This window comes from Idiomarina abyssalis, assembly GCF_900116625.1.
Classification (GTDB): Bacteria; Pseudomonadota; Gammaproteobacteria; order Enterobacterales; family Alteromonadaceae; genus Idiomarina; species Idiomarina abyssalis.
Genome location: NZ_FPBE01000007.1, coordinates 54,999 through 78,948 on the forward strand (window position 1 = coordinate 54,999; position 23,950 = coordinate 78,948).

The following is a 23,950-nucleotide window of genomic DNA, read 5'->3' on the forward strand; positions in this document are numbered from 1 at the left end:
GTAAAGGAGTATTGCGCTTATGAGAAAATGGATCTGGATATTTGCGACAGGAGTTTCCGCTGTAGCGGTTAATGTCCAGGCGCAAGAACTCTCAAATATGCAGCAATGCTTGCTGGGTAAAATGAATGACGCCAATGCTGAAGTCACTATTGCGGATGTTCGGGCTCAGTGTGAGGAAGAGCTTCGCTCTGCTGAGGACGAGGACATTGTTGAAGTCGATGCCGTTGAGCAGCCCGGTGCTTTAACCAACCGCATGAAAAGTGAGCAGGTTACTCAGTTTGACCCTTATGTTTTAACTCCGCACCGTCGCAATTATTTACTGCCGGTAATTACCAGTAACAACATTAACCGCGAGCAGTATGCGAGCGTAGATGGTTACGAGCAAAACCTTGAAGACTACGAAGCAAAGTTTCAGTTCAGCTTTAAAGTACCTTTCAATAGAGAAAGCTTGTTGTTTGAAGAAGATAAACTTTTCTTCGGTTTAACCGTGCAGTCGTGGTGGCAGGTGTACTCCGATGATATTTCCAAGCCGTTCCGTGAAACCAATTACATGCCTGAAATTTTCTATGCCACACCAACCGGCTGGCATCCTTTCGGTACAAATACCGGGATCGTTTTTGGTGCCGAACACTTATCAAACGGTCGCAGCCAACCTTTGTCGCGTAGCTGGAACCGATTTTATGCGCAGTTTTTTGTTGAAAAAGGCCGTTTTGTTTTCTCCCTAAAACCCTGGATACGCTTACAGGAAAATAGAAAAACCGACCCTATGCAGTCCAGCGGAGATGACAACCCGAACATTACCGACTACGTTGGCGACTACGAGTTCACCACGGCTTACAGCGACGGTGACTTTGAATACATTCTTCGCCTTCGCCATGCCATTGATACCGGCAGAGGGTCAGCAGAACTCAACTGGACCTTCCCTATTGGCGGTAAATTTATAGGTTATACCTCAATATTTACCGGTTACGGAGAGAGTCTCATTGATTACAACCATAAACAGACTCGCTTTGGTATCGGCATAGCTTTAAACAACATTCTATAACGCTTAAATGGATAAAAAACGGCTGGAGCAAGAAGATACTCCAGCCGTAACGCCAAGGTACTAAGCCATTCCTTTCATCGACTGTAGCGAACGCTCGACTTCGCTGTCGCCTGCCATTAAATCAAAAGCTTTATGCTCAGTTCCATTTTCGTCAAGGCAGCGGCGCAGAACGCTGGCGACATCTTCACGGGGCACAGAGCCCGGTGCCAGTGAATCACCGACAACCACTTTACCGGTCGCCTCTTCGTCCGTTAATGCCCCCGGGCGAACAATGGTCCAGTTAAGGTTTGTACGCATCAACTCCCGGTCTGCATAATGTTTTGCAGCATAATAGGGAAGTAAAGAATCGGCCCAGTTTTCCCGGTTGTTAGACTGCCACGCACTGACCATGACATAACGCTTAACTCCGGCTGCTTCTGCTGCCTCCATAGTTTTTACCGCACCGTCTAAATCAACCAACAATGTTTTATCGTCACCGGTACTTGCGCCGGAGCCAGCGGTGAAGACCACGGCATCGACGCCGTCAAACAGCTCCTGCCACTTTGAAACCGGTCCTTCTAAATCACCTAATTTGGCGGTAACACCTCGTTCCTGCCATGCCTTTTGCTGCGCTGCTTCACGCACCACCGCAATCACTTCATGTGTTTTTGCGTGCTGCATTTGCTCAACCAAATGCTGACCAATTTTTCCATTCGCTCCAATAACAGCTACTTTCATCATCCACCTCCATGAGTTTTTCTCTGTCTGATTCTACGTAACTTTTACTGAATTTAGATCGCCACTTTACACTTGAAAAACAGGCATAAAAAAAGGCAACCCGAGGGTTGCCTTTTTAGACTTCGAGGCGCGTAATTACAGCGCTACGATGTTCTCAGCCTGAGGACCTTTAGGGCCTTGAGTTACTGCGAACTCAACGCGCTGGCCTTCAGTTAAGGTTTTGAAACCGTCGCTAGAAATAGCACTGAAATGTGCGAAAACGTCTGCGCCGTTTTCACGTTCGATGAAACCGAAGCCTTTTGCTTCGTTAAACCATTTTACTGAACCAGTAATTTTATCAGACATAATATATCTTCCTGTAACTTTTAAGTATGTGGCCGTAAAGGCCGATGATGCGGGTAAAAATAAGAACTTAGAACTACAGGACGATGGTATTAATAATAATAGGTCAACGAAGTGGAGTTTTTTAACTAACTGTCTTTCTATCTATCCGACGCAGTGGAGTCTACGCCTATTGCACTGTGAGTCAAACGATTTATCACTTTATTTTGATAATAAATTTATGCATCAGTGTCATCCGCCCAGACAACACAGTTACGACCTGCCCGCTTAGCCTTATACAGCGCCTGATCAGCCCTTCTATAAATACTGGAAACGTCATCTTCCGCTCGGCTCTCCGAGGCGCCAATACTGACTGTTGGGTTAATAATTTCCCCTGAATCGAGCGTAATGACTGTCTCTTCTACCGCCTGACGCACTCTTTCCAGTACTTGCGTCGCACTCTCATGATCGGCGTAAGCCAATACCACCATAAACTCTTCACCACCCACCCGGACAACGCTGTCGCTGCTACGAACGGCTTCTGACATGGCTCCGGTGCCTGCAATTAGTACTTTATCACCCACATCGTGACCGTATGTGTCGTTAACTGCTTTAAAGTGGTCAAAGTCAATAACGGCAACAACACACCCAAGTTCGCCGTTCTTCCGCATTAAGCTTTGCTCCAGTATTTCCATGCCCGCCGAACGATTCTTAAGTCCGGTTAACGCATCGGTATAGGCAATAACCGCCATGTCATCCCGTTGTCGGATTAGGTCGGAACGAACCTGTTGCTCAGCAATAACGGTTTCGACTGCAGTACCCATCATTCTTACCATTTCGACTTCAAGCTCACTGAAAGGCTCCGCCCGTCTGTTTTTGCGGGAAAACCCTAAAATGCCCCAAGTTATATCATTAAGAATAATAGGCGTACCAATGTAGGTCTCCAGGCCGTAAGTCTGGAAACTGGAGTGATCTTTAAAGCGTGGATCTTCTGAAGCATCATTGGTATGAATTAAGTTATTGGCTTTAAGTACTACCGAGCAATAGGTTGTCTCCAAAGGCAATTGCGTGCCGGCAGGAAAATCCATTTTTGCGGTTTGCGCCCATTCAATGGTGTAAGTCTCGTTTTTAATAGAACTGGCGGTACCAATATCAACACCTAAGTAATCCACACCAACTTTTAGTAACTCATCAATGGAGGCGGGGTCAATCCGGCGTCCACGTTTATGAATCACTTCATGAATGGTGCGCATAACATCAACCGATGCGTAATAATCGCTGACATCTTCAATAAGAGAGTAAAGGCCAATGACCTTACCTTGTTCGTCAAATTCAGGTAGGTATCGAATGTCCAAAAAGCACTTACGTCCATTACGGAAAGTAATGACCTCCGAAAACTCTAGTTTCTCACCAGCCGCAAAGACACGATCATGGTTTGGCTTTACCCGCTGGTAAGATTCGTCACTCAGTACGTCGGTTACCGGTCTACCCAGCATGTCATCCGGCGTTAAATCAAAAAACGAGGCATAAGCCGTATTCACAAAGCGAAAACGTCTTTCAACATCAACATAAGCTACCATCGTTGGCAGCTGTTCAATAATTCTATGAGTAATACGGTTTGTTGACATAGCGCCTCATCGCTTTAAAGCTCAAGGGTACGAGCCAGCATAACTGCTAACTATACTAACTAACAGTGTAGCAAAGTGTCGTAAACTATTCGGATAAGATTGCCTTAAAGAACTCGCTACCCTTACGGCGGGCAAACTCTATATTTCGTTCCGGAATGGATTCCGGGTCATCGTAGTTTTTCAATGCCTCTTCAATGCTGGCTTCTCGCAGCAAGTGTAACGTTGGGTAGGGAGAGCGGTTGGTATAATTCGCCGGATCATCTTGCGCCTCCCCGTCAAAACAATAGTCGGGATGAAAATGCGCCAGTTGATAAACACCCTCGTAACCCTCTTCAACAAGCAAGGCATCGGCAATATCAACCAGAGTCAGAAAGTCATAAAAACCTTCAAACCCGGAAGGAAGAATAAGCAATGTGGTTTCAGTTTCAGGCGTCGCGTCCAGGTGGTTAACTTCATCCAGTAATTGTTGCAGCACGGCTTGAGGTTCGCGCTGAGCAGCGGTCACATATCGAATACTCTTACGCTCAACTTCGCGGCGAGCAAAAGGGCAGATGTTGTACTTTACAATCAGCTGTTGCACCCAATGGCGGGTTTGCTCAATAATCTTAGCTGTATCAGTCGTCATTTTTCGTATCTTTTCCGAAAAGGAAGCCACTTTGCCATGAAATCGCTTGAACTCAAAGTACCGCCCGTGCTGGTTGTTGCCGTTGTTGCCGGGCTAATGTGGTTAACCGCCCATTACACGGAAGCCTTTAACCAGTTTTATGTTGGTCAGCGCGCTGCCGCTATTTTCCTATTGCCATTAGGCGTGTTATTACCCTTGCTGGGTGTTATTGGTTTTCGACGTGCACAGACAACAGTAGACCCACGCGACCCTGCCAAAAGTACAGAACTGGTCACCACGGGTATTTATCAGCGAACGCGGAACCCAATGTATTTAGGCTTTTTCTTTTTGTTAATGGCGTGGGGCGTTTTTCTGGGTAGTGTGTTTTCTTTATGGGGCTTAGCGTTGTATGTGGCTTACATGAACCGCTTTCAGATTATTCCGGAAGAACGTATTCTGACAGAAACCTTTGGTGAAACTTATAAAGATTACTGTCAGAAAACTGGCCGTTGGTGGTAGGGCCGCTTAATTTAAAAAAGCTGCCGCCGTTTTAAGCTCCGGCCCAGTAGAATGAGGCCCGACAAGCTAAACCAGAGCGCAGCGGTTGCCGCAACAATGTTCAGAAGGCTGTTAAAGTCCCGTTCACCGCTGTAGTCCATAAAGTGTAAACGGAACATCCAGTCACTTAACCACCAACTGCTGTTACGGTGATCAATCACTTCGCCGGAGGCTGCGTCTATGTAGGCACGCGTTGCAATGTCATCGCTGAAGGTCACTCTAAAGCCCTTGCTCCGCCAACCAATAATCTCATCACTTCCGGTTACGGCATGCACTTGTTCAATACGGCCAGGGCCATTGTAGCTTTGTCGAGCCAGCTCAGCTGCCAGCGGTGCCGAGGTCTTCCAGTCTTTTCCTGTGAGAGCATTCACATAATGCTTTTTACCATCGGTTGTTGTAACCACGTACTGAGCGGTACCCGCAACGGACCGTATTTCCAGACTTTGAACATTCTCAAAACGTTCAATTAACGCGCTTTCCGGGTAATAAACCGGACCTACGGCCTCTTCAGTAACGGGTTGGAAATAGTCATGGGCTGCCAGCTTCTCATGACCCAACCAACTAAAGTACAAGCCGCTAGCTAACCATATAAATACCTGAATAAAAATAACCAGGCTTAACCAGCGATGCAGTTTGCGCATAAACCTCATACTGACCGCCTTCTTTTTTTACGTGGCCGATAATGAAAGTAAAGCAAGGCAATGCCACTTATCAGAAACAAGCCATTAGCAATGCTAAACGCTTTTAACCACCAGGTTTCAATGTCCACCCTGTCCTGATAGTCCATAATATGGAGCATCCAGAAGAAGTCGAACATCCGCCAGAAATCATGACGCTTGGTTACAAGCTCACCCGTCGCCGCTGAAAAATATAAAGTAGCACCGGCCATATCATTAAAGTCCACTCGCCAAACGGGTAATAAGGCAGGGTTCAGCTCACCCGGGGCTTTGTCTTCAATAAAACTGACCTGGGCTTTTGTGTTTTCGTCACCGGTATAATGCTGTCGCGCTATGTAGCCGATGTCCATTCGATCAAGCTCTATCGGCTCAAGAGACTCAGCCATAAGCAACTGTGTGCCAGCCTTGCTCTCAACGCTATAAACCGGTTGCAAAGATCCATCTATCCACTGCTGTATTAAGCGAACCGACGTGGCTTCGGGGTTTTGTTCCAACACCCAGCTTATTGGAGAGTTTAAGGTATTTTTAGCAATAGGCTGCTCAAGCTCTTTCACCAGGTGATTACCGTGAATAAAGCTCAGATCAAAATACACCATATAGGCACCGCTAATACTCCACACCACCAGCTGTAAGCCGACAATAAGAGATAACCAGCGATGCCAGACTCGCCATTTTCGAGGGTTCATATGCGCTAAATTAATAACCGCCGTTCATTGAGCCAGCCATGCCTACCATACCAATGAACATGAAAATATTGATGACAATAGCAATAGCAACCCAAATAAGAGCAGCTCTTGCCCAATTTTTCTTGTTTGGATTTGTTGCATCTGAGAAGCCCCAGACAAACAACATAATAATGCCAATAAGTGGAATAGCGGTAATTAGAAGGGTGACAAACCAATTGCCAGTAGAGATAACATCATTGTTATTATTCTGATTTTCCATAATAGACCTTATTTTTATAATTTATTATTATGTAGTGCTCTATAAAATTATCGGGTCGTCTCGCAAAAGTCAAAGTAGTTCTCTAACTCTCTGCTTTAATTGAGGAATAACTTCGTCTTCAAACCATGGGTTCCGACGTAACCATAAGTTGTTTCGCGGGCTAGGGTGCGGCATAGGCAATAAGCCCGGCCAATAACTTTTCCAGTCTTTTACTTGCTCAGTCAAATTGCGCTTTGGCTCATTTAAATGCCATTGCTGAGCATACTGGCCAATAGCCAGCGTCAGTTCCAAATTAGGTAACTGCTCTAACAACTGATTACGCCAGGTTGGAGCACACTCCGGACGCGGTGGCAGGTCACCGGACTTCCCTGTTCCCGGGTAGCAAAGTCCCATAGGAATAATAGCCAGTTTTTCTGGGTCATAGAAGGTTTCTCTATCGATACCCATCCATTGTCGCAGCCTGTCGCCACTTGGGTCATCAAAGGGTTTGCCGGAAGCGTGTACACGTCTGCCAGGGGCCTGACCTGCAACCAGAATACGGGCTTTAGGGTTTAGCTGAACAACCGGTCTGGCACCTAGCGGAAGCTCCGGCTCACATAAAGTACAGGCTCTTACATCACGCAGTAATTGTTGCCAGTGCGGCGGCTCTTCCCATTTCATACCCCTGCTCCAACAGTTTTTTGTCCTGAGTAAAACGCCCCACCGGAAAGTCAGCGGGCGGTGCTAACACGGTCATATTACAATCCGTTGGTGGATTATCAATGAAGTTAATGGCGTCATTATACACAGTGGAGCGTCTGGCAACCGCGTCAAATAAAGCCGGATGATGTTTAAAAAAGCGCTTCATAAAGGTCGGCAGTGGTCGTATTTTTTTCCTGAAGCCACGGGGCTGAGACAAAATAACGGTAATGTCCCGGGCACCCATTTCATAGGCTTTAATCACCGGAATAGAGTCGGCCAGACCACCGTCTGTCATAGCTGCACCGCCAACGGTGGGGAAGTCTCGGTAAGCCAAAGGAATAGCGCAGGACGCCGGAAAAAGTTCGTGCAAATTATCGGCTGTCACCCGGGTGTAAACTGGTAAGCCTGTATCGACGTTGGTGGTAACGACATACAAAGGGCGATTTTGCTCAAGGTAATACTGAGTACTCAACGGCACTTGCTCAAACGAAGCATGCCATAGCCAGCTGACATCGCAAAAGTGACCACCTTTTAAAAATCGCCGCCAATTAAGAAACTCGGGCTGCAGTGCATGCTGCAAAAGAATCTTTCGGTTACGTCCATGGTCGCCGGCAAGAAAACCGATCAGGTTAGTTGAGCCTGCCGACACGCCAATCGCAAAATCAAAGTCTGTATGCCCGGCTTCAAGAAAACCGTCCAGTACACCCGCGGCGAAAATGCCACGCATAGCGCCGCCTTCAACCACCAGTGCTTTGTTACCTTGCTCTTGCGTCATACACCTGTCTATTTCTCAATACTCTTTACTTCTCAATACTGTTTATTTCTCAATAAAAGCCTGCTCAATTACGTAGTCACCCTGGCGACGTGACGTTGCCTTTGTGAAACCACGCTCATTCAGTATTGCCATTAAGTCTTGCAGCATAGCGTCATTACCACACAACATAAAGCGGTCATGCTCAGGGTTAATGTCGGGCATACCAATGGTTTTAGTCAAGGTACCCGACTCCAGCAAGTCGGTAATGCGTTGTTGATGAGCCTCGTCACGGAATGGCTCCCGGGTAACCGTTGGGTAGTAGATTAGCTTTTCGCGCACCCAGTCACCAAAGTACTCATTGCTTGGTAAATCCTCGCCAATTTCCTTTTGATAAGCCAGCTCTGAAACCCAGCGAACACCGTGCACTAACACAACTTTATCGTACTGTTCATAAATATCGGGGTCTTTAATAACGCTCATAAAGGGCGCCAGTCCGGTGCCTGTACTCAGCAAATACAAATTTTTGCCGGGTAGCAGGTGCCCCGGAACCAGAGTGCCTGTTGGACGAGTGGACAGTACTACCTCGTCACCCACCTGAATGTGTTGCAGGCGCGATGTCAGAGCGCCATCAGGCACTTTAATGCTGAAAAACTCCAGTTCTTCTTCATGGTTTGCGCTGGCAATACTGTAGGCCCTGAGCAAGGGCTTCTCTTCCAGCTGCAGACCCATCATCACAAACTGACCGTTTTCAAAGGTGAAACTTGGCTGACGGGTGGTTCTGAAGCTGAATAAGGTATCGTTCCAGTGGCGTACCTGAGTCACTTTTTCCGCAATGATACTTCTCATAACTATTCCTCATTGGCGATTTTGTGCGCATCATAACATAACGTGATTAAATCTAAATGAGAATTTTTATCATTAAGTATTGCAAATGAGAATAGTTTTTATATAAGATACATTCACTGATGTTTGTAAAGGATTAAAAAGTCATGGCTCGACGCTCGAGTGGACGCAAAGGATGGTCATTAAAAGACTGGCATTGGATAAGTTCTGCCATCTGCCTCATTGGCATGCTGTTGTTTTCAGTTACCGGCATTACGCTTAACCACGCCGGCTGGATAGAGTCTGCGCCCAGCGTCGAAAGCCATGAAAGTTCTCTCCCACAAACGGAATTGGCCCGGTTGGTGAATGCGTCAGGGAATGACGTTCTGCCAACTTTTTTTCACCGCTGGTACGAAGAAAAGACGCAAAACAGCATCAGTTCAAATGCCGAAATAGAATGGAATGACTACGAATTGTACGTCGCAATGCCCCGACCTGGCGGGGATAGCTGGTTCAGCGTCGACTTAGCCAGCGGTGCCTTTTATTCAGAAACCACCGATCGCGGCTGGATTGCCTACTTCAATGATCTCCACAAAGCGCGTAACACCGGGCTTTTCTGGAGCCTCTTTATTGATGTATTTGCCATTGCCAGCATTCTGTTCACTGTTACGGGGTTATTACTCTTGAAAAAATACAGCAAAGGACGAAAGTCCACCTGGCCTTTAGTTCTGGCCGGATTCATCATTCCCTTATTTGCCATTATGGGTTCTGCACATGCTGCTGAAAATGAACTCACCGTGGAAATTCCTCGCTTATCGGTTGCCGAATACCACGCACCTTACCTGGCGGTATGGCTCGCTAACGAACGTCACCAGCGAGTCGTCGACATTGCCGTCTGGTACGACGTAAACCTGAAAGACAACGAGGGTGAGAAGTGGCTGAAAGACATGCGCCAGTGGTGGCGACGCAGTGGCCGCATGGCCGACATGCCTATTGATGGTGTATCGGGTGCAACGCGTCGTCCGGGCACTAACCGTGTGGACTTAACACCTTTACTGACTCAATTACCGGAGCTTGAAGCCGGTCAATATTACTTATACGTAGAGGCAGCTCGTGAACTGGGCGGCCGTGAAATGTTGCGGCTGCCATTGTCTTTACCCATTGAAAGCCCAATATCCATCTCAGACACCGGCGAGCATGAGCTTGGCCGCGTGTCATTAAAACTGGAGCCTTAACCATGAAATTATCTTCTGTACTGACCACCAGCCTGGCCGTTCTGACCTTATTCGCAAGCGCCAGTAGTGAAGCCCACCGTGTCTGGATAAAGCCGAGTGCAACCATTGTATCCGGCGACTCGGAATGGATTACTTTTGACGCCGCTATTGCTAACGGCATTTTCTATCCGGACCACTACCCGCTGGGACTGGACCGTGTAAAAGCCATGGCACCCGATGGTGCAGCCGTGACTTTAGAAAATGGCCACAAGGGCAAGCTTCGCTCTGTATTCGATGTTGAGCTGGAAAAAGAAGGCACATATACCGTTTACTCAGCCAGCTCAGGCTTATCGGCACGTTGGGTAGACGCCGAAGGTGAACGCCAATACTGGCCACCTCGTGGCTCGCAAAAAACCAATGAGGATTTCTATAAGGAAGTACCTCAGAACGCCAAAGACCTGGAAGTTAGTGAACGCTCACATCGTGTAGAAACTTTTGTTACCTCCGGTGCACCAACCTATGACACTTTGGGTCCAACTGGTAAAGGTCTGGAACTGGAACCGGTCACTCACCCAAATGACTTATACACCGGCGAAAACATTACCTTTAAGTTCAATATTGATGGCACAGCAGCGGCGGGTACTGAAATTGTTCTGGTAAAAGACGGGGAGCGCTACCGCGACCAGTCACAACCCACCAAACTGAAAACCGACAAGAAAGGTGAGGTGACTTTTACTCTGGATGAACCGGGCATGTACTGGTTAGAAGCCGAGTACACTGACAACAATGGAAAAGCCCCGGCGAGTAAACGCCAGGGCTCCTATGTTGCGGTACTAGAAGTATTACCGATGTAATTAATCGGCTGTTACAACGGGTGGTTCCTCTAAACGAACCACGCCCAGTGTATTGGCGTCGGTACCGAACCAAATGGAGTCGGTGCTTTCATCATAAAACATATGACGAACGGTACCGCCGCCACTTTCCAGTTCCATCGGCTCTGAAAACTCATGGGTTTCTGTATCAAAGCCCACCAGCCGGTTAGGCTGAACACCGGTTTCTACAAACCAGACGTCGTTACGCTTATCGACAGCCATGCCGTAAGGACGCGAATTTTCTTCAGCGGGTGCGCGCCAGTCTTTATTCTCGCCACTGACCGGGTCGTAACTGCCAACATACCCTTTGTTGTAGTCGACATACCAAATAGTGCCATCGTCGGCCATACCCAATCGGCGCGGTCGGTTATCTTTTCTATCCAGCTCTATTTCCTGCAGCTTGCCGTTTTCTACAGTTGCCAGTTTATTGGTGCCAAAGAGTGTTGCCCAGGGTTTATCATTTTCGACAATTAAACCATAGGGTCTGGCCGATTCCGTGGGAACGTCCCACAGCATCATCTCACCATCACCGGTTTCCAGAAAACCAATTTGATTACCACCTTGCACCGTAAACCAAATGTCATCGTTGGAGGTAAAGTCCATGGTATGACTGTCACGAGTGCCGTCACCCGGCAGCTCAAATTTCTCGATGTCGCCTGTTGCAGGGTCAATTAACCCAATATGATTCATAAGATTACCGGCGTACCAGGCACCGCGGTCATCCACTATAACGGTGTGAGGGCCAGCGCCATCGGGTAAATCGTAGCGTTTAAATTCTTCAGTTTTTGGGTTAAAGGTGGCGGCGTAATGGCTTCCCTGACCCACAAACCAAACCGTTCCGTCGTGTACCCATGGGTCACGCGGACGGGAGTCCTCCCATGGAACCTGCCACTCCTGAATTTCTGCGTTCGCCAGCCTGCTGTCTTTGTGATCATCACTTTTTGCCGGCGCACTGCTTACTCCCGCCAGACCAATGATTACTGCACTTGTTAAACTTAGGTACTTCATCGTTATGGCCTCCCGAAATAGATTCGTATGTAAGTATAGACGCTATTGCGTCAAACCCAACACTGTGCAATCTTCAACCTTTAACTCTAAAACGGCGCGTCTTACATGCTGGATCAATGGCTTATCGGAATCATATTAGTTGCTATGCTGGTGCTCTTCGTCATCGATAAATGGCGTTATGACCTGGTAGCTATGATGACGCTATTGTCCGCAGCTATTCTTGGTTTGGTGCCAACAGCAGAAGTATTCAGTGGTTTTGGCAACCCCGCGGTCATTACCGTGGCCGCCGTACTCATTATAAGCCAGGCACTGTGGCGTTCAGGTGTGGTTGATGCACTGGCTTCCGCCATGAAAAACATTGGCGATAAGCGTTGGGTGCAGATGATAGCCCTAACCTCCGTCACAACTTTCTGCTCTGCGTTTATCAGTAACACCGGTACCATGGCCATAATGATCCCGGTCGCACTTCAGTTAGCCCGCAGCAGCGGCAATAACCCGTCCAAACTGCTTATGCCGATGGCTTTTGGCTCCTTACTGGGTGGCACCATTACAATGGTGGGTACGCCGCCAAATATTATCATTGCCGACATACGCAGAGAGGCAATGGGTGAAACCTTTGGTATCTTCGAATTTACGCCCGTTGGCCTCAGTATTGCTATAGCCGGTTTGCTTTTCATGTGGTTGCTCAGTCATTGGCTGGTACCGGAAAAGGCCGGTAAATCAAAGTCAGAATCGCTTTACGATGTAAGCAGCTATTTGACAGAACTGTACGTGCCCGAAGGGTCCAGCTTTGTAGGCGAAACTCTGTACGAACTTGAAAACCGTACAGAAGACGACTTTGTTATTGTTGCGCTGCAGCGCGGTGACAAGCGTTGGTCAGCACCGGCTCGTTATTTGCGGCTAAAGTCTGAAGACGTATTAATAGTTGAAGCCAACGCGGAAACTATCCAGCAAGTTATAGACGGCACCGGACTTGAGCTTAATGCCGAAGAAGAAATCGATGACCGTTTCTTAAAATCCGATGACATTACCGTAATAGAAGGAATTGTCGGACACGACTCGCGGCTTATTGGGCGCTCTGCCGCCGATATTAAACTGCGCAGCCGCTACGGCATCAACGTGCTTGGCGTCGCCCGAGAAGGTCAGAAGCTGGGCACCGCACTGGCCAATATTCGCTTTAAGCCGGGCGACGTTTTATTACTGCAGGGAGACGCAGAGATCCTCGATGACGTATTTCAGCGCTTTGGCTGCTTCCCGCTGGCACAGCGCAGCCTGCGCATTGGTTCGTCAAAACGTTTAATGTTGCCTTTGGGTATTTTTGCCGCAACCATTTTATCGGCTGCGTTTGGTTTAATCTCAGTTCCTGTCGCCTTTTCACTGGCCGCAGGCCTTATGGTTATAGTCAATATTCTACCCCTGCGAGAGCTCTATCATTCTATAGACTGGCCTATCATCGTATTGTTAGGCGCAACCATACCACTGGGGTCTGCGCTGGAACGCAGTGGCGCCGCAGACACCATTGCCAATGCCGTACTTTATATCAGCCAGGGGTCACCGGAATTTGTGGCCGTCGGCTTACTACTTATCGTCACCATGTTGCTGTCCAATATTGTTAATAATGCCGCAGCAGCGGTACTTATGGCTCCCATAGGTATCAGCATGGCCAGTAGTTTTGGCGCCAGCATGGATCCGTTTTTAATGGCCGTCGCTATTGGAGCCGCAGTTCCGTTCTTAACGCCAATAGGACACCAGTCGAACATTCTGGTTATGGGTCCGGGCGGCTATAACTTCAGCGATTACTGGCGGCTGGGCTTGCCGCTGTCGCTGGTTGTTACCGCCGTCGCTCTGGTCATGATATTGCTGGTATGGCCGCTGTATTAAGCGCGGTCTTTATAAGGCAGGTAAGTTCGCAGTGTTTTTAGATGTTCGCGTAACGCGGTGCTTTCATCACGACAATACTGTTCAATAGCCTCGTTAAGAGGAGACGCCGTAAACCGGTAAAACCCTTCACGCAAAACGGGTTCAAAGCCTCGATGCAGCTTATGCTCGCCCTGCGCACCAGCGTCAAAGTAGCTAAGGTTATGGTTGATGCAGTATTCAATACCCTGATAATAACAAGCTTCAAAATGCAGAAACTCAAGCTCTTCCTGACAGCCCCAATAGCGCCCGTAAAGCGTGTCTTCACTTTTAAAGCATAATGACGCAGCCAGCATTTCGTCATTCCTATAAGCCGCAAAGACCACAATGTGGTCAGCTAAATGTTCCCCCCAAAGTTTGAAGGTAGCCGGGGTTAAATAACCGCCATGGCCCGAGCGTTTTAAATAGGTGCGCTGGTAAAACACAATGAATTGATGCCAAAAATCTGCGGTTAATTCGTTGCCATGCAAGACTCTCATTTCGACATTTTGATCTGACACCTTTTGCCGCTCTTTGCGTATGGATTTGCGCTTGCGTGACACCAAAGCCCCGAGAAAGTCGTCAACGGAGCTATAACTTCGGTTCTGCCAGAGGAACTGAATATCAAAGCGTTGCCACCAACCCTCTTCTGCCAATGCCTCACTTAAACCCGATTCAACGTACAAACACTGCAAATTGCTGACATCGTGTTCCTGCATCAAAGCAGATTCAATAATAGGCAGAACATCAGCAGCATTAACGCTCTCGGCAGTAACCAGACGAGGCCCCTGACACGGGGTAAAAGGTATAGCATTGATAAGTTTTGGGTAGTACTGAAAACCATAACGCTCGTAGGCTTCAGCGAACGCCCAGTCAAACAAGTACTCGCCATAGGAATGGGTCTTTTTAAACCAGGGCATAATAGCAATCAGTTTGTCGCTATTGTCATGTACCGTGACGTATTGCGGCAACCAGCCTCGCTGAGGCCCAAGACTACCGCCCTGCTCAAGCGCCAACAGAAAATCATAGCAAGTAAAAGGGTAATCACTCTTAAATAACCGGCTCCAGTCAGCCTTAGGTATAGTGGTTATTGTTGAGTGTATAACTGTTTGCATGCGTTAGGTGCTTAAAAGCCCCAACACACTAATGTCTTCATCCAATTGTGGCCAGTGAATTCCCTGGCCATTTCCCAGCAGATGCCAATCTTTACGCTCCTCTTCCGTGGCCGCTTCCAAACGAGGAAACCAGACAATGGGTGCAGAAATTTTACGTCCATCAGCTAGCTCGACCTCAAGCGTTGCTTCGGTAACGGATACATTCACTGCTACAGGATGGCGATCAATCTCTAAAGTATTCATCCCAGGCCTCCAGAAGCTCTTCTTTATGTTGAACGACAATTTTGCTTATACGCCTAAGCTCAAACGATGAAAAGCCTATCGAACTGCTCATCAAAACAGGCTTAAGCCAAAATTTTGCCAGCTTGTTGTCTCGCTGCACATGAATGTGAGGAGGCTCACCGTTTTCATTACTATAAAAGAAAAAGCGATAAGCACCAATTCTTAGTATTGTCGGCATGCTTTAGTTTCCAGGCTTTATAAAGAAATCAAGCTTAGAAAAAACCAAACAATAGAACGTTATGAAATAACCTAAAAGTACGTAATCATTTGCCAGCTCATTTCATCCGGCACTAATTTTCGTAGCTAAAAACCCGCACCCATACATCGGCTGTCAGCTCTAATGAGCTGAGAGCTTCGATGCGCTCACGGCCTTCAGCGCTGCTTCGGTATAGGTGGGGAGTCATAGTAAGTAAATCTTTTATCGCCTGATTTGATGCCAAGGATACCGGAAAAGTTACTTGTTGCTCAGAGGTCAACTCAAAAGCGGAATCGGTTATCGGCAGCGTCTCATTTTTACTTTTTAGCTCGGAATAAATAATGGCTTTTAGCTCTTTTAGATGGTCAGCGGCAGGGTCCACCATAATCAACCGGCCTCCGGGCTTTAAAACCCGCTTAAATTCAGCTTCTACCGGAAATCCGAATACGCATAAAATAGTATCGACACTACTGTCGGCTAATGGGATAGAAACGTTCGATGCCACCATCCAGCTCAAACGCTTGTCCCGCTTTGCCGCCGCTTGTACTGCCCATTTGGAGATATCCAACGCCGCTACACGTAAATCAATGCCTTTTTGCTCAGCTTGTTCAACCAAATAGCGCAAGTAATAACCTTCGCCACAACCCGCATCGAGCACCGCCTGATCACCTTCCGCCAACACTGTGTTCGCCAAAGCCCGGGCCAGCGGCTCGTAGTATCCCTGCTCAAGGTACTCCCGACGTGCCTGCACCATGGCCTTGCTGTCGCCAGGATCCTTAGAGCGCTTATTCTGCACCGGCAATAAATTCACGTACCCCTGTTTCGCCACATCGTAGCTGTGGTTATTATCACAGCGCCAGCTTCGCTCATTTAAGCGCAGCGGCTTGCCATCAAGTGGGCAGATCAAATCAGTTAACGACTGAGTCACATTGGGTTCCGGTTCGCATGTTCTGTCATCATTCTACGCGGTTTGTTCTTAAAATTCAGACACAAAAAAAGCAGCCCGTGGGCTGCTCTTCATAATTTTTAGCTTACCTAGAAGCTAGTCCATGCAAATTAAATTGCCTGGATGTTCTCAGCCTGAGGACCTTTAGGACCCTGGGTTACTGAGAAAGAAACGTTTTGACCTTCAGCTAGCGTTTTGAAACCGTCGCTAACAATCGCGCTGAAATGAGCGAATACGTCTGCGCCGCCTTTCTGCTCGATAAAACCAAAACCTTTTGCTTCGTTAAACCACTTAACAACACCGTTTACTGTATTAGACATAATAAATATCCTGAAATTTTATAAAATAAGTAATCGCTCCGGGCGTTCCCAGTTGCGATGATCATGCGGGGTAAAAAATGAAACTTAAAACTGCAGGACGAAGGTATTACTAAGAGTAAAGCGACGTAGAGGAGTGTTTAACTAACTGTTTCTTATCCAACGCCGGCTACTTTACGCACATTCTATATAATATCAAACAATAGTTTTCATTTATTTTATAAATCACCTTTATAATTCTTTATGGCTTTCTAAACACCTGCGCCAGCATGCAACGAACAGAGCCGCCGCCAAGCTCTATGGTCGGAACCGCTATAGGTAATAACTCAACCCACTGCTCCAGCTGCCGTATTTGTTCTGTGGTCAATGAGCGGTAAGCGGTTTCAGACATAGCCAGAAGTTTGTAGTCATTCACCTCCAGTTCCAGCATGTTGCCTGCAAAGTTACTTATCTGCTGCTCTGTTAATGGCACTAAGGCTTTGCCCGAATTCTTCACTGAACCAACAAAAGTCTGTTGCTCTTCCTTATTGCGGATCATATCCACAGACGCTATAACAAAGTCACTGCCAACCGCCATTAGCACATTGGTGTGGTACACCGGTTTCCCGTCACTGCTGGTGGCATCAAAGGCCATTGGCTGATAGCCCAACTCATTACACAATTGCTCCAAGGCTTTCTCGTTCATGCGTTTTGAGCGGGCACCATAGGCCAATTGATTATCATGATCGAAAACCACCGATCCTGTACCCTCCAGAAAAACTTCTTCTTGCTCTAGCACGCTAAGATCGAGCGTTTTTTCGTATCCATAAGTTTCCTGCAGAAACTCAATAATATCGGCTCGACGTTCCTTACGGCGGTTATTGCAATACATGGGGTACAGCACCAGCTCTCCGGTACGGTGCGTGCTAAACCAGTTGTTAGGAAAGACTGAATCGGGTGTTTCTGTGCCGGTATCTTCAAACAGTTGTACTTTAACGCCTTTACTCTGTAACAGCTCGACCGCCTTTGTAACTTCGTCGTAAGCGGCCTTGGCGACATTGAGTCCCTGCTGCGCTATCGACTGAAAGGCATTATCCGCCATAGTTTCAGGATTTGAAGCAAAGTGATGCGGGCGCACCATAACAACGGTATCGGACGACTGATTCATTGCGTTTATAGACATTGCAGAATTTGCGCGCAGTTATAGCAACTTGGCTGACGCTTAGCAACGGGCAAAAGAAAAGGGCAGCGTTGTTGCACTGCCCTTTCTATGATTACCCAGTTCACTTACCAGGCGTATTTAAGACTCAACTCAAAGTTACGCTCTGCGCCGAAGAACCCTTGATTATAAAAATCGATACTCGAGTAATATTTCTCATCGAACAGGTTGTTGACGTTCAGGCTTAAATCCAGGTTTTTACCTAACTGATAGTTAGCCATAGCGTTTACTACGGTATAGCTGTCCTGATTAAAGGTTTCACCATTAGGGCCAATACCAGGGTTAGATACATCGCTTTGCCAGTTAGCATTAACACCTAATTTTAACGCATCAGTGGCAGTATAAAGCACACTGGCTTTAACCATGTCCTCCGGCAAGTAAGGTGCATAGTCTGAACCATCACGATCCGTTGACTCATTATGCGTATAACTGAAGAAAATGTTCAGCGCATCTGTTGGTTTACCGTTTAGCTCCAGCTCATAACCTTCACTTTCTGCTCCATCCACACCTATGGAAGGAAAAATGGTCGTGCCCGGCAATGGATCCGTATTATCAGGATCATTGATTGCTAAGTTATCTTCCTTAATTTTATAAATAGCAAAGCTGGCAGACAGCGCTTCGTTAAAGAAGTCGCCTTTAATACCAATTTCTGAATTAGACCCTTCAACTGGACCAATCAGCTCGCCGTCAGCGTTAAATGCATTTTGGGGCTGGAAAATTTCGGTGTAGCTGGCGTAGGTGGAAATAATGTCAGTAACATCGTAAACAAGGCCGAGATAAGGCGTATTGACGCTTGAGTTCTCGTAGTCACTTGTTGCCCAGGGCGACTCAGACAATGAATCGTAGTTGGTTAAACGATTACCAATTATCGCGGTAAATTCGTCCGTTAAACTAAACTGTGCGGCAGCATAAACGCCTTCCTGAGTATGAGACTCTAGCGTGCTATATGCTGGTGTATCGCTGAAGTTAGGTTGAGGTACTCCACTCCCCCAGTCAAATAAGCTAGGAACCACAATAGTATCGGTAATACCATAAGACGTAGCATTAACATCCTGCTCAGCATAGAGAGCACCTGCCGTTAACTGGTGCTCGCGACCCAATAACTCAAAAGGGCCCGAAGCTAAAATACGGAATGACGTTTGCTCCCGGTCGGACACATAGTGATTAGGAGACGCACTCAGACCTTCTCCCGTTTCTTTGTTCGGGAAGCCAGAAAAGTACAAAAGATACCCGTCCATTTCACCTTCACGGCGCTCGACATCCATTTGAAGGTCCCAGCCGTTATCAAACGCATGCTCTAGTTGTGCAAAGACATTCGTGCTTTCTCTGTCCCATCTGTTCCATGGCGAAGCGGTTGTCGTACTTACCGGCAAGTCGTCTGCCTGAGTGCCGTCGTCATAAAACAGCGGTAATGCGCCCCACATGCTACCTTTGGGGTTCCGCTCACTGTAGTCTGCACCTACCGTCAAGCGCGTTTGGGTCGTTAAATCGGCCGTTACTACCGCGTAAATTTGTGCGTTTTCTTTTTCAGACAGGTCAACGTAGCTTTCACCTTCTTCATAGGCCATCGCCACTCGCGCTTTCACATTACCGTCTTCGGTCAACGTCTGAGAATGGTCAGCCTCGAAGCGATAATTACTCCAGGAGCCAATACCAACACTCGCATAGCCGCCATCTTCTGTTTTTGGGCGCTTACGAATGAGGTTAATTGCTGCAGAAGGTTCCCCGGCACCCGTTAACAAGCCGGTTGCGCCCCGCACAATTTCCACTCGCTCAAATACTACCGAGTCGGCTAAGGCTTCACTAAAGAAACTGTTGTAGGCAATTGGCACGCCATCGAACTGGAAGTTAGTTACGTCACGCCCGCGAGAGCGGAAGAAAAAGCGGTCCGTTTCAGCCTGCTGCGCCTGAATACCCGGGGCAAATTGCATAACATCTGCAACAGTATCTAATGCGAAACCGTCAATAAAATCGCGATCGATAACTGAAATAGACTGAGGTGTCTGGCGTAGAGTTAACGGTAGTCCTGTTGCCGTTGTCGCACGGTCAAGCGGGCTTCCGGTCACTTTAATGTGTTCAAAAATCTTTTCTTTAGTCTCGGTATTTTGTTCAGCTTGGTCTGAATCTTCTGACTGCACCGCAAACGCAGTAGAAGTTAACAGCACCGATGTTACTGCTGTCGCTAAAAAGCTTTTGGCGAATGCCTTCATGAATTGTCTCCCGACTACAGACTGTAAATGCGAATTGTTATCAGCCAACATTGTATTTGATAATTGTTCGTATTTACAATATCATTTCGGAAAATTTTCCAGGGGGCTCAAAATGACGCAACGACAATGGTTTAAATTACACGGATGGTGCTCATTACCTATATGGGTATTGTTCTGCTTTATCTGTATTACTGGCACCATTGCGGTCTTCAGTCACGAGCTCACCTGGCTATTTAACGAGAATGCACGCGCCGTCAACCCAGACAGCTTGCCTGCTCAACCTGTTTCAGAACTTGTTGCCGCAGTTAAAAGCCAGTTCCCGACCGCCAACGTCACTACAGTAATGACTTTCGAACCTTACCTTATTAATGCGGTTATCTTCTCGGCCGAGAATATTCCGAATGGCATTGCTTACGTAAACCAGTACACCGGCGAAATTCAGGAAGTGAACCAGGGAATTACCTTTATTAACTTTATGCGCTCGTTGCATAGCTGGCTGCTATTCCCCTGGCAAGAAGGCTATAGCGTTGGCTACTATTTAGTTTCAGCCATGTCATTTGTCATGATAGGTGCGTTAGTTACCGGGCTGGTTATTTACAAAAAATTCTGGCGTGCCTATACACAACCTAAAGTTCGCGCTAAGCAGGGCAAGAAAACACTATTAACTGACTTACATAAGCACGGCGGTGCCTGGTCTATCTGGTTCCTTATTGTTATGAGCCTGACCGGTCTCTGGTATTTCACCCAGCAAGTGCTTTGGCATGCCGATATCGATATTGAAGGGCATGCACCGTTAGTGGAAGTATCTGACATTCCCATGGGTGAAAAAGCACAGCCACCGGTTTCCTTTGAACAAGCCCTGACAATTGCTGAGCAGCGTTTCCCGGATATAAGGCCCAGCTTTATTATGATGCCGGAGCACAACCGCGACATGTTCAAAATTATGGGTGGCGGCGACTTTATCTTTTACGATCAGTACTCCTATCGGCTTGATATTAACCCGTGGAACGGCGAAATAGCCCGTGCCGTTTCACCGGAAAACATGAATACGCTGCAAACCATCCAGCATATTATTGATCCCCTGCACTACGGCACTATTGGCGGTATCTGGACCAAAGCCATCTGGTTTATTTTTGGCCTTATATTGTCAGCCATGTCCATTACCGGATTTTTAATTTGGGGCTCGCGTACTGTTAAAGCATCGAAAGAGAGGCGAGCTGCCGCTCAAGAACAGCTGCAAAGCGAGGGGGCGCAGTAATGGCACGTCGCAAAAATACATTCTGGAACCGAAACAAATTCAAACTCAGCGGCTTAATTCTCATTCTGCCTATTTATTTTTTGTATGAGCAACTGCAACCGCCCGTATTCCCGGATGTCTGGGAAGAGAAATCGGTCGGACCTTTTGAAGTTGCCATACAGCCGTTAAATAACGATGCGCCGTATGCGCACCACGACGACTGGGTAAAAGACTTTGCGGCCTATGTAAATGACGGTGAAGTCAGCAATATACGCCAGGGCTACGTCAGTATCGGCGAAGAACCGGTTGCCCTGGAAGCCTTGCAAAAAGATGACGTCGGCATTCTGCATGGCAGTGAGTTACTGCAACATGTGCATGCTATTGCGCCACAACAATATCAACCTGAACACCGCGTTTGGGTGACATTGCAGACCTGGGACGGCAATGTGCATAAGGCCTCATGGCAACTTCCCGGAAATTGGTTAAAATAAAACTTTAAACACGAATCATTTTCATTTACGATCCACCTCAATTTAGACAGCAGTTAATTTTTGAGGGGAACAATGAACATTCACAAGACCTTACTGGCGGCCAGCATCCTGGCCGCCTTAACCGCCACCAACGTTCACGCACAAGAAGAAAGCCCGGAAAAGACTCAAGAAGAGATGATGGAAACCATCAAAGTCAGTTCGCGCGGTCTTATCTCTTACGTTAGCGCGACCGGCGCCAAATCTGACACCCCGATTATTGAAACACCTTTATCGGTTTCAGTTCTGACCGAAACCCGTATTGAAGACTTAGGCGCAGTAACAGTGCAGGACGCTATTGGTTACGTAGCGGGTTTATACAACGGACCTTACGGCGTTGATACCCGCGGTGACTGGGCACAAATTCGTGGCGTCTCTCCAGTACAGTATTTAGATGGCCTTAAGTCGTTGTTCGGCTACTACAACAACGTGCGTATTAACCCCTACTCGTTAGGCCAAATTGAAATATTGAAAGGACCAAGCTCGGTCTTATATGGACAAGGCTCTACCGGTGGTATTATTAATTTAGTCAGCAAGCGGCCTCAGGCAGAGACCGAAGGTCAGTTCTGGGCACAATTGGGCAACTATTCGCGCAAGCAAGTAGCTGGCGACATTACCGGCGCCTTAAACGATGACGCGTCGTTAACCGGGCGCTTCATTGGCTTATACCGCAACAGCGACACCCAAACCGACTTTGTGCCCGACAACAGTCTGGTACTCAACCCTTCCTTAAGCTGGCACGCTTCTGAAGACACTAAAATTACTTTGATCGGCAATATTCAGCGTAACGAATCAGGCTCCAGTACACAGTTTTTTCCGTGGCAGGGCACCCTGTTCCCGAACGAGTTTGGTCAAATTGACAGTTCCACCTTTGTGTCAGAGCCGGGCTTCGATAAATACGATACTGAGCAGGACGCGTTAACCGCTATTGTTGAGCACGATATAAACCTGGACTGGAGTCTGCGCTTAGCAAGTCGCTACAACGACAGTCATGCCGACTACAATACGATGTATGGCTGGCCACCAGTTTTCGCCGACGACAACCGCACGGTTAACCGCGTTTCTTACTTGTCTCGTGCTGATGCAAGAACCTGGACCAGCGACCTGCAGTTGCACGGCTCTGTTATTACTGGTGCTGTTGAGCACGACTTAGTCTTCGGCCTGGACTTTCAAGACTCTTACACCGATAACGACTACGCTTACGGTGCCATGAACCCATTAGATTTGTATGCGCCAGTGTACGGCCAGGCAACAGGCTTGCCGACCGAATCCGATGTTGTTGACTATGCCTCTTTAACCAGCCACCAAGCGGGTGTGTATGTGCAGGACAACATGCGTATAGACGAAAAATGGCTAATCTCAGCCGCTTTACGTCGCGACCGCGCAACAAATAATCCTGAAGGCGGAAGCGCTACCGATCAGTATGCGACAACCGGCCGCCTGGGCTTCATGTACCTTATGGACGGAGGTTTGTCTCCTTACCTTAGTTACAGCGAATCTTTCTCTCCACTTATTGGCCGAGATGCGTACGAAAATCCATACGTACCGTTAGAAGGTAAACAGTGGGAAGCCGGTATTAAATATCAGCCTCAGGGTACAGAGCACCTGTTAACCATTGCTGCTTATCAAATTACAGAAGAGAATCGGGCAACCCCGGTGAACGATGCTGATGCACCAAACCCGGACGGCCAGGTGCAAATAGGCGAAGTAGAGATTGAAGGTGTCGAATTTGAAGCACAGCTCGCCTGGGACTCCCTGGACGTTTACGCCAGCTATGCCTACACCGATACGGCTATTAGCAAGAGCAACATCCCATCTGAAATCGGCAAGCCACTGTCAGCCACCCCTGATCATCAAGCTTCTGTTTGGGGAACTTACCGTCCGGACAACTGGAATGGCTTTAAAGTTGGTGCCGGCGTTCGCTATGTAGGGAACACCTCTGACGGTAACGTGGTATATAACGGCAACCCACTGTACTTAGAAACGCCAAGTTACACGGTGTTCGACGCCATGATTGGTTACGACTGGGATAACTACAGTTTGAGCCTTGATGTGGACAACCTGACAGACCGGACTGTTATTACCTCATGTGGTGCACGCGGCGACTGTTTCTATGGCCAGCAACGCACGGTTATGGCGAACTTCCGTTATAATTTTTAAGACTTAGTAAGTTTCACGTG

At 47.6% G+C, this 23,950-nt stretch carries 26 protein-coding genes; 8 read left to right on the forward strand and 18 right to left on the reverse strand.

What is annotated here, in order from left to right; genetic code table 11:
• Positions 1–19 precede the first annotated feature (19 nt).
• Positions 20–1,045, forward strand: coding sequence for a phospholipase A (locus BM359_RS11560; protein WP_054490366.1), 1,026 nt, complete (start codon positions 20–22; stop codon positions 1,043–1,045).
• 60 nt (positions 1,046–1,105) lie between these two features.
• Here the strand turns inward: BM359_RS11560 and BM359_RS11565 are convergent, their stop codons facing one another.
• The 4 genes from BM359_RS11565 to BM359_RS11580 all read right to left on the reverse strand — a co-directional run bounded on the left by BM359_RS11565 (position 1,106) and on the right by BM359_RS11580 (position 4,336).
• Positions 1,106–1,765, reverse strand: a complete 660-nt coding sequence (locus BM359_RS11565) for an SDR family oxidoreductase (RefSeq protein ID WP_234972498.1) — start codon at positions 1,763–1,765, stop codon at positions 1,106–1,108.
• Positions 1,766–1,897: 132 nt separating this feature from the next.
• The gene (locus BM359_RS11570; RefSeq protein ID WP_054490368.1) at positions 1,898–2,107 is read right to left on the reverse strand and encodes a cold-shock protein; all 210 of its coding nucleotides are present in this window, start codon (positions 2,105–2,107) and stop codon (positions 1,898–1,900) included.
• 215 nt (positions 2,108–2,322) lie between these two features.
• Positions 2,323–3,711, reverse strand: a complete 1,389-nt coding sequence (locus BM359_RS11575; RefSeq protein ID WP_054490369.1) for a sensor domain-containing diguanylate cyclase — start codon at positions 3,709–3,711, stop codon at positions 2,323–2,325.
• 85 nt (positions 3,712–3,796) lie between these two features.
• Entirely contained in the window at positions 3,797–4,336 is a 540-nt protein-coding gene (locus tag BM359_RS11580; RefSeq protein ID WP_054490371.1) for a DUF1415 domain-containing protein, read from the reverse strand.
• 36 nt (positions 4,337–4,372) lie between these two features.
• On the opposite strand from BM359_RS11580, the gene BM359_RS11585 reads away from it, so the two are divergent.
• Positions 4,373–4,834, forward strand: coding sequence for a methyltransferase family protein (locus tag BM359_RS11585; RefSeq protein ID WP_054490373.1), 462 nt, complete (start codon positions 4,373–4,375; stop codon positions 4,832–4,834).
• 11 nt (positions 4,835–4,845) lie between these two features.
• On the opposite strand, the gene BM359_RS11590 is transcribed toward BM359_RS11585, so the two are convergent.
• The 6 genes from BM359_RS11590 to BM359_RS11615 form a co-directional block, all read right to left on the reverse strand.
• Complete coding sequence (locus tag BM359_RS11590) at positions 4,846–5,523, reverse strand: PepSY domain-containing protein (RefSeq protein WP_054490375.1); 678 nt, start codon at positions 5,521–5,523, stop codon at positions 4,846–4,848.
• Positions 5,520–6,236: a PepSY domain-containing protein gene (locus BM359_RS11595; RefSeq protein WP_054490376.1), complete on the reverse strand. Its 717-nt coding sequence runs from the start codon at positions 6,234–6,236 to the stop codon at positions 5,520–5,522. The genes BM359_RS11590 and BM359_RS11595 overlap by 4 nt, the downstream gene beginning before the upstream one ends.
• A gap of 10 nt (positions 6,237–6,246) precedes the next feature.
• The gene (locus BM359_RS11600) at positions 6,247–6,495 is read right to left on the reverse strand and encodes a hypothetical protein (RefSeq protein ID WP_054490379.1); all 249 of its coding nucleotides are present in this window, start codon (positions 6,493–6,495) and stop codon (positions 6,247–6,249) included.
• A 69-nt stretch (positions 6,496–6,564) separates the two neighbouring features.
• Positions 6,565–7,155 carry a uracil-DNA glycosylase family protein gene (locus BM359_RS11605; protein ID WP_054490381.1) on the reverse strand — a complete coding sequence of 197 codons (591 nt, stop codon included), beginning with the start codon at positions 7,153–7,155 and terminating at the stop codon, positions 6,565–6,567.
• Entirely contained in the window at positions 7,112–7,951 is an 840-nt protein-coding gene (locus tag BM359_RS11610) for a patatin-like phospholipase family protein (protein ID WP_054490384.1), read from the reverse strand. The genes BM359_RS11605 and BM359_RS11610 overlap by 44 nt, the downstream gene beginning before the upstream one ends.
• A 42-nt stretch (positions 7,952–7,993) precedes the next feature.
• Complete coding sequence (locus BM359_RS11615) at positions 7,994–8,776, reverse strand: ferredoxin--NADP reductase (RefSeq protein WP_054490386.1); 783 nt, start codon at positions 8,774–8,776, stop codon at positions 7,994–7,996.
• Positions 8,777–8,919: 143 nt separating this feature from the next.
• Between BM359_RS11615 and BM359_RS11620 the strand changes: the two genes are divergently transcribed.
• Complete coding sequence (locus BM359_RS11620) at positions 8,920–9,987, forward strand: PepSY-associated TM helix domain-containing protein (RefSeq protein WP_054490388.1); 1,068 nt, start codon at positions 8,920–8,922, stop codon at positions 9,985–9,987.
• Positions 9,988–9,989: 2 nt separating this feature from the next.
• A complete protein-coding gene (locus BM359_RS11625) occupies positions 9,990–10,820 on the forward strand; it encodes a DUF4198 domain-containing protein (RefSeq protein ID WP_054490390.1) in 831 nt (276 codons plus the stop codon).
• Here the strand turns inward: BM359_RS11625 and BM359_RS11630 are convergent, their stop codons facing one another.
• The gene (locus BM359_RS11630; RefSeq protein WP_054490392.1) at positions 10,821–11,846 is read right to left on the reverse strand and encodes a Vgb family protein; all 1,026 of its coding nucleotides are present in this window, start codon (positions 11,844–11,846) and stop codon (positions 10,821–10,823) included.
• Between the two features lie 105 nt (positions 11,847–11,951).
• Between BM359_RS11630 and BM359_RS11635 the strand changes: the two genes are divergently transcribed.
• On the forward strand, positions 11,952–13,727 hold the full coding sequence (locus tag BM359_RS11635; protein ID WP_054490394.1) for an SLC13 family permease: 1,776 nt from the start codon (positions 11,952–11,954) through the stop codon (positions 13,725–13,727).
• Here the strand turns inward: BM359_RS11635 and BM359_RS11640 are convergent.
• The 7 genes from BM359_RS11640 to BM359_RS11670 all read right to left on the reverse strand — a co-directional run bounded on the left by BM359_RS11640 (position 13,724) and on the right by BM359_RS11670 (position 20,006).
• Positions 13,724–14,857: a GNAT family N-acetyltransferase gene (locus BM359_RS11640; RefSeq protein ID WP_054490397.1), complete on the reverse strand. Its 1,134-nt coding sequence runs from the start codon at positions 14,855–14,857 to the stop codon at positions 13,724–13,726. The genes BM359_RS11635 and BM359_RS11640 overlap by 4 nt on opposite strands.
• Positions 14,858–14,860: 3 nt before the next feature.
• A complete protein-coding gene (locus tag BM359_RS11645; RefSeq protein WP_054490399.1) occupies positions 14,861–15,100 on the reverse strand; it encodes a DUF2442 domain-containing protein in 240 nt (79 codons plus the stop codon).
• Positions 15,081–15,317 (reverse strand): DUF4160 domain-containing protein, encoded by a 237-nt coding sequence (locus BM359_RS11650; protein WP_054490401.1) that lies wholly within the window; start codon positions 15,315–15,317, stop codon positions 15,081–15,083. The genes BM359_RS11645 and BM359_RS11650 overlap by 20 nt, the downstream gene beginning before the upstream one ends.
• A 112-nt stretch (positions 15,318–15,429) precedes the next feature.
• Positions 15,430–16,263 (reverse strand): putative RNA methyltransferase, encoded by an 834-nt coding sequence (locus BM359_RS11655; RefSeq protein ID WP_054490403.1) that lies wholly within the window; start codon positions 16,261–16,263, stop codon positions 15,430–15,432.
• Positions 16,264–16,391: 128 nt separating this feature from the next.
• The gene (locus BM359_RS11660) at positions 16,392–16,601 is read right to left on the reverse strand and encodes a cold-shock protein (protein ID WP_054490405.1); all 210 of its coding nucleotides are present in this window, start codon (positions 16,599–16,601) and stop codon (positions 16,392–16,394) included.
• A gap of 238 nt (positions 16,602–16,839) precedes the next feature.
• On the reverse strand, positions 16,840–17,760 hold the full coding sequence (gene ctlX / locus BM359_RS11665) for a citrulline utilization hydrolase CtlX (RefSeq protein ID WP_074930874.1): 921 nt from the start codon (positions 17,758–17,760) through the stop codon (positions 16,840–16,842).
• 104 nt (positions 17,761–17,864) lie between these two features.
• Positions 17,865–20,006 carry a TonB-dependent siderophore receptor gene (locus tag BM359_RS11670; protein ID WP_054490407.1) on the reverse strand — a complete coding sequence of 714 codons (2,142 nt, stop codon included), beginning with the start codon at positions 20,004–20,006 and terminating at the stop codon, positions 17,865–17,867.
• Between the two features lie 112 nt (positions 20,007–20,118).
• Between BM359_RS11670 and BM359_RS11675 the strand changes: the two genes are divergently transcribed.
• From BM359_RS11675 to BM359_RS11685, 3 genes are all read left to right on the forward strand, one after another.
• On the forward strand, positions 20,119–21,264 hold the full coding sequence (locus tag BM359_RS11675) for a PepSY-associated TM helix domain-containing protein (protein ID WP_054490410.1): 1,146 nt from the start codon (positions 20,119–20,121) through the stop codon (positions 21,262–21,264).
• On the forward strand, positions 21,264–21,734 hold the full coding sequence (locus BM359_RS11680; RefSeq protein ID WP_054490412.1) for a hypothetical protein: 471 nt from the start codon (positions 21,264–21,266) through the stop codon (positions 21,732–21,734). Before BM359_RS11675 ends, BM359_RS11680 begins: the two co-directional genes overlap by 1 nt.
• A 72-nt stretch (positions 21,735–21,806) precedes the next feature.
• On the forward strand, positions 21,807–23,930 hold the full coding sequence (locus tag BM359_RS11685; RefSeq protein WP_054490414.1) for a TonB-dependent siderophore receptor: 2,124 nt from the start codon (positions 21,807–21,809) through the stop codon (positions 23,928–23,930).
• The last annotated feature ends 20 nt before the right edge of the window (positions 23,931–23,950 follow it).

What these genes read in the sequence shown, in the direction of transcription:
- BM359_RS11585 (WP_054490373.1), top strand. Translation starts at nt 4,373, where the DNA reads ATGAAATCGCTTGAACTCAAAGTACCGCCCGTGCTGGTTGTTGCCGTT.
- ctlX (WP_074930874.1), bottom strand. Translation starts at nt 17,760, where the DNA reads ATGTCTATAAACGCAATGAATCAGTCGTCCGATACCGTTGTTATGGTG.
- BM359_RS11620 (WP_054490388.1), top strand. Translation starts at nt 8,920, where the DNA reads ATGGCTCGACGCTCGAGTGGACGCAAAGGATGGTCATTAAAAGACTGG.
- BM359_RS11575 (WP_054490369.1), bottom strand. Translation starts at nt 3,711, where the DNA reads ATGTCAACAAACCGTATTACTCATAGAATTATTGAACAGCTGCCAACG.
- BM359_RS11635 (WP_054490394.1), top strand. Translation starts at nt 11,952, where the DNA reads ATGCTGGATCAATGGCTTATCGGAATCATATTAGTTGCTATGCTGGTG.
- BM359_RS11640 (WP_054490397.1), bottom strand. Translation starts at nt 14,857, where the DNA reads ATGCAAACAGTTATACACTCAACAATAACCACTATACCTAAGGCTGAC.
- BM359_RS11580 (WP_054490371.1), bottom strand. Translation starts at nt 4,336, where the DNA reads ATGACGACTGATACAGCTAAGATTATTGAGCAAACCCGCCATTGGGTG.
- BM359_RS11625 (WP_054490390.1), top strand. Translation starts at nt 9,990, where the DNA reads ATGAAATTATCTTCTGTACTGACCACCAGCCTGGCCGTTCTGACCTTA.
- BM359_RS11565 (WP_234972498.1), bottom strand. Translation starts at nt 1,765, where the DNA reads ATGATGAAAGTAGCTGTTATTGGAGCGAATGGAAAAATTGGTCAGCAT.
- BM359_RS11680 (WP_054490412.1), top strand. Translation starts at nt 21,264, where the DNA reads ATGGCACGTCGCAAAAATACATTCTGGAACCGAAACAAATTCAAACTC.
- BM359_RS11570 (WP_054490368.1), bottom strand. Translation starts at nt 2,107, where the DNA reads ATGTCTGATAAAATTACTGGTTCAGTAAAATGGTTTAACGAAGCAAAA.
- BM359_RS11650 (WP_054490401.1), bottom strand. Translation starts at nt 15,317, where the DNA reads ATGCCGACAATACTAAGAATTGGTGCTTATCGCTTTTTCTTTTATAGT.
- BM359_RS11595 (WP_054490376.1), bottom strand. Translation starts at nt 6,236, where the DNA reads ATGAACCCTCGAAAATGGCGAGTCTGGCATCGCTGGTTATCTCTTATT.
- BM359_RS11630 (WP_054490392.1), bottom strand. Translation starts at nt 11,846, where the DNA reads ATGAAGTACCTAAGTTTAACAAGTGCAGTAATCATTGGTCTGGCGGGA.
- BM359_RS11675 (WP_054490410.1), top strand. Translation starts at nt 20,119, where the DNA reads ATGACGCAACGACAATGGTTTAAATTACACGGATGGTGCTCATTACCT.
- BM359_RS11670 (WP_054490407.1), bottom strand. Translation starts at nt 20,006, where the DNA reads ATGAAGGCATTCGCCAAAAGCTTTTTAGCGACAGCAGTAACATCGGTG.
- BM359_RS11610 (WP_054490384.1), bottom strand. Translation starts at nt 7,951, where the DNA reads ATGACGCAAGAGCAAGGTAACAAAGCACTGGTGGTTGAAGGCGGCGCT.
- BM359_RS11645 (WP_054490399.1), bottom strand. Translation starts at nt 15,100, where the DNA reads ATGAATACTTTAGAGATTGATCGCCATCCTGTAGCAGTGAATGTATCC.
- BM359_RS11560 (WP_054490366.1), top strand. Translation starts at nt 20, where the DNA reads ATGAGAAAATGGATCTGGATATTTGCGACAGGAGTTTCCGCTGTAGCG.
- BM359_RS11685 (WP_054490414.1), top strand. Translation starts at nt 21,807, where the DNA reads ATGAACATTCACAAGACCTTACTGGCGGCCAGCATCCTGGCCGCCTTA.
- BM359_RS11615 (WP_054490386.1), bottom strand. Translation starts at nt 8,776, where the DNA reads ATGAGAAGTATCATTGCGGAAAAAGTGACTCAGGTACGCCACTGGAAC.
- BM359_RS11605 (WP_054490381.1), bottom strand. Translation starts at nt 7,155, where the DNA reads ATGAAATGGGAAGAGCCGCCGCACTGGCAACAATTACTGCGTGATGTA.
- BM359_RS11590 (WP_054490375.1), bottom strand. Translation starts at nt 5,523, where the DNA reads ATGAGGTTTATGCGCAAACTGCATCGCTGGTTAAGCCTGGTTATTTTT.
- BM359_RS11660 (WP_054490405.1), bottom strand. Translation starts at nt 16,601, where the DNA reads ATGTCTAATACAGTAAACGGTGTTGTTAAGTGGTTTAACGAAGCAAAA.
- BM359_RS11600 (WP_054490379.1), bottom strand. Translation starts at nt 6,495, where the DNA reads ATGGAAAATCAGAATAATAACAATGATGTTATCTCTACTGGCAATTGG.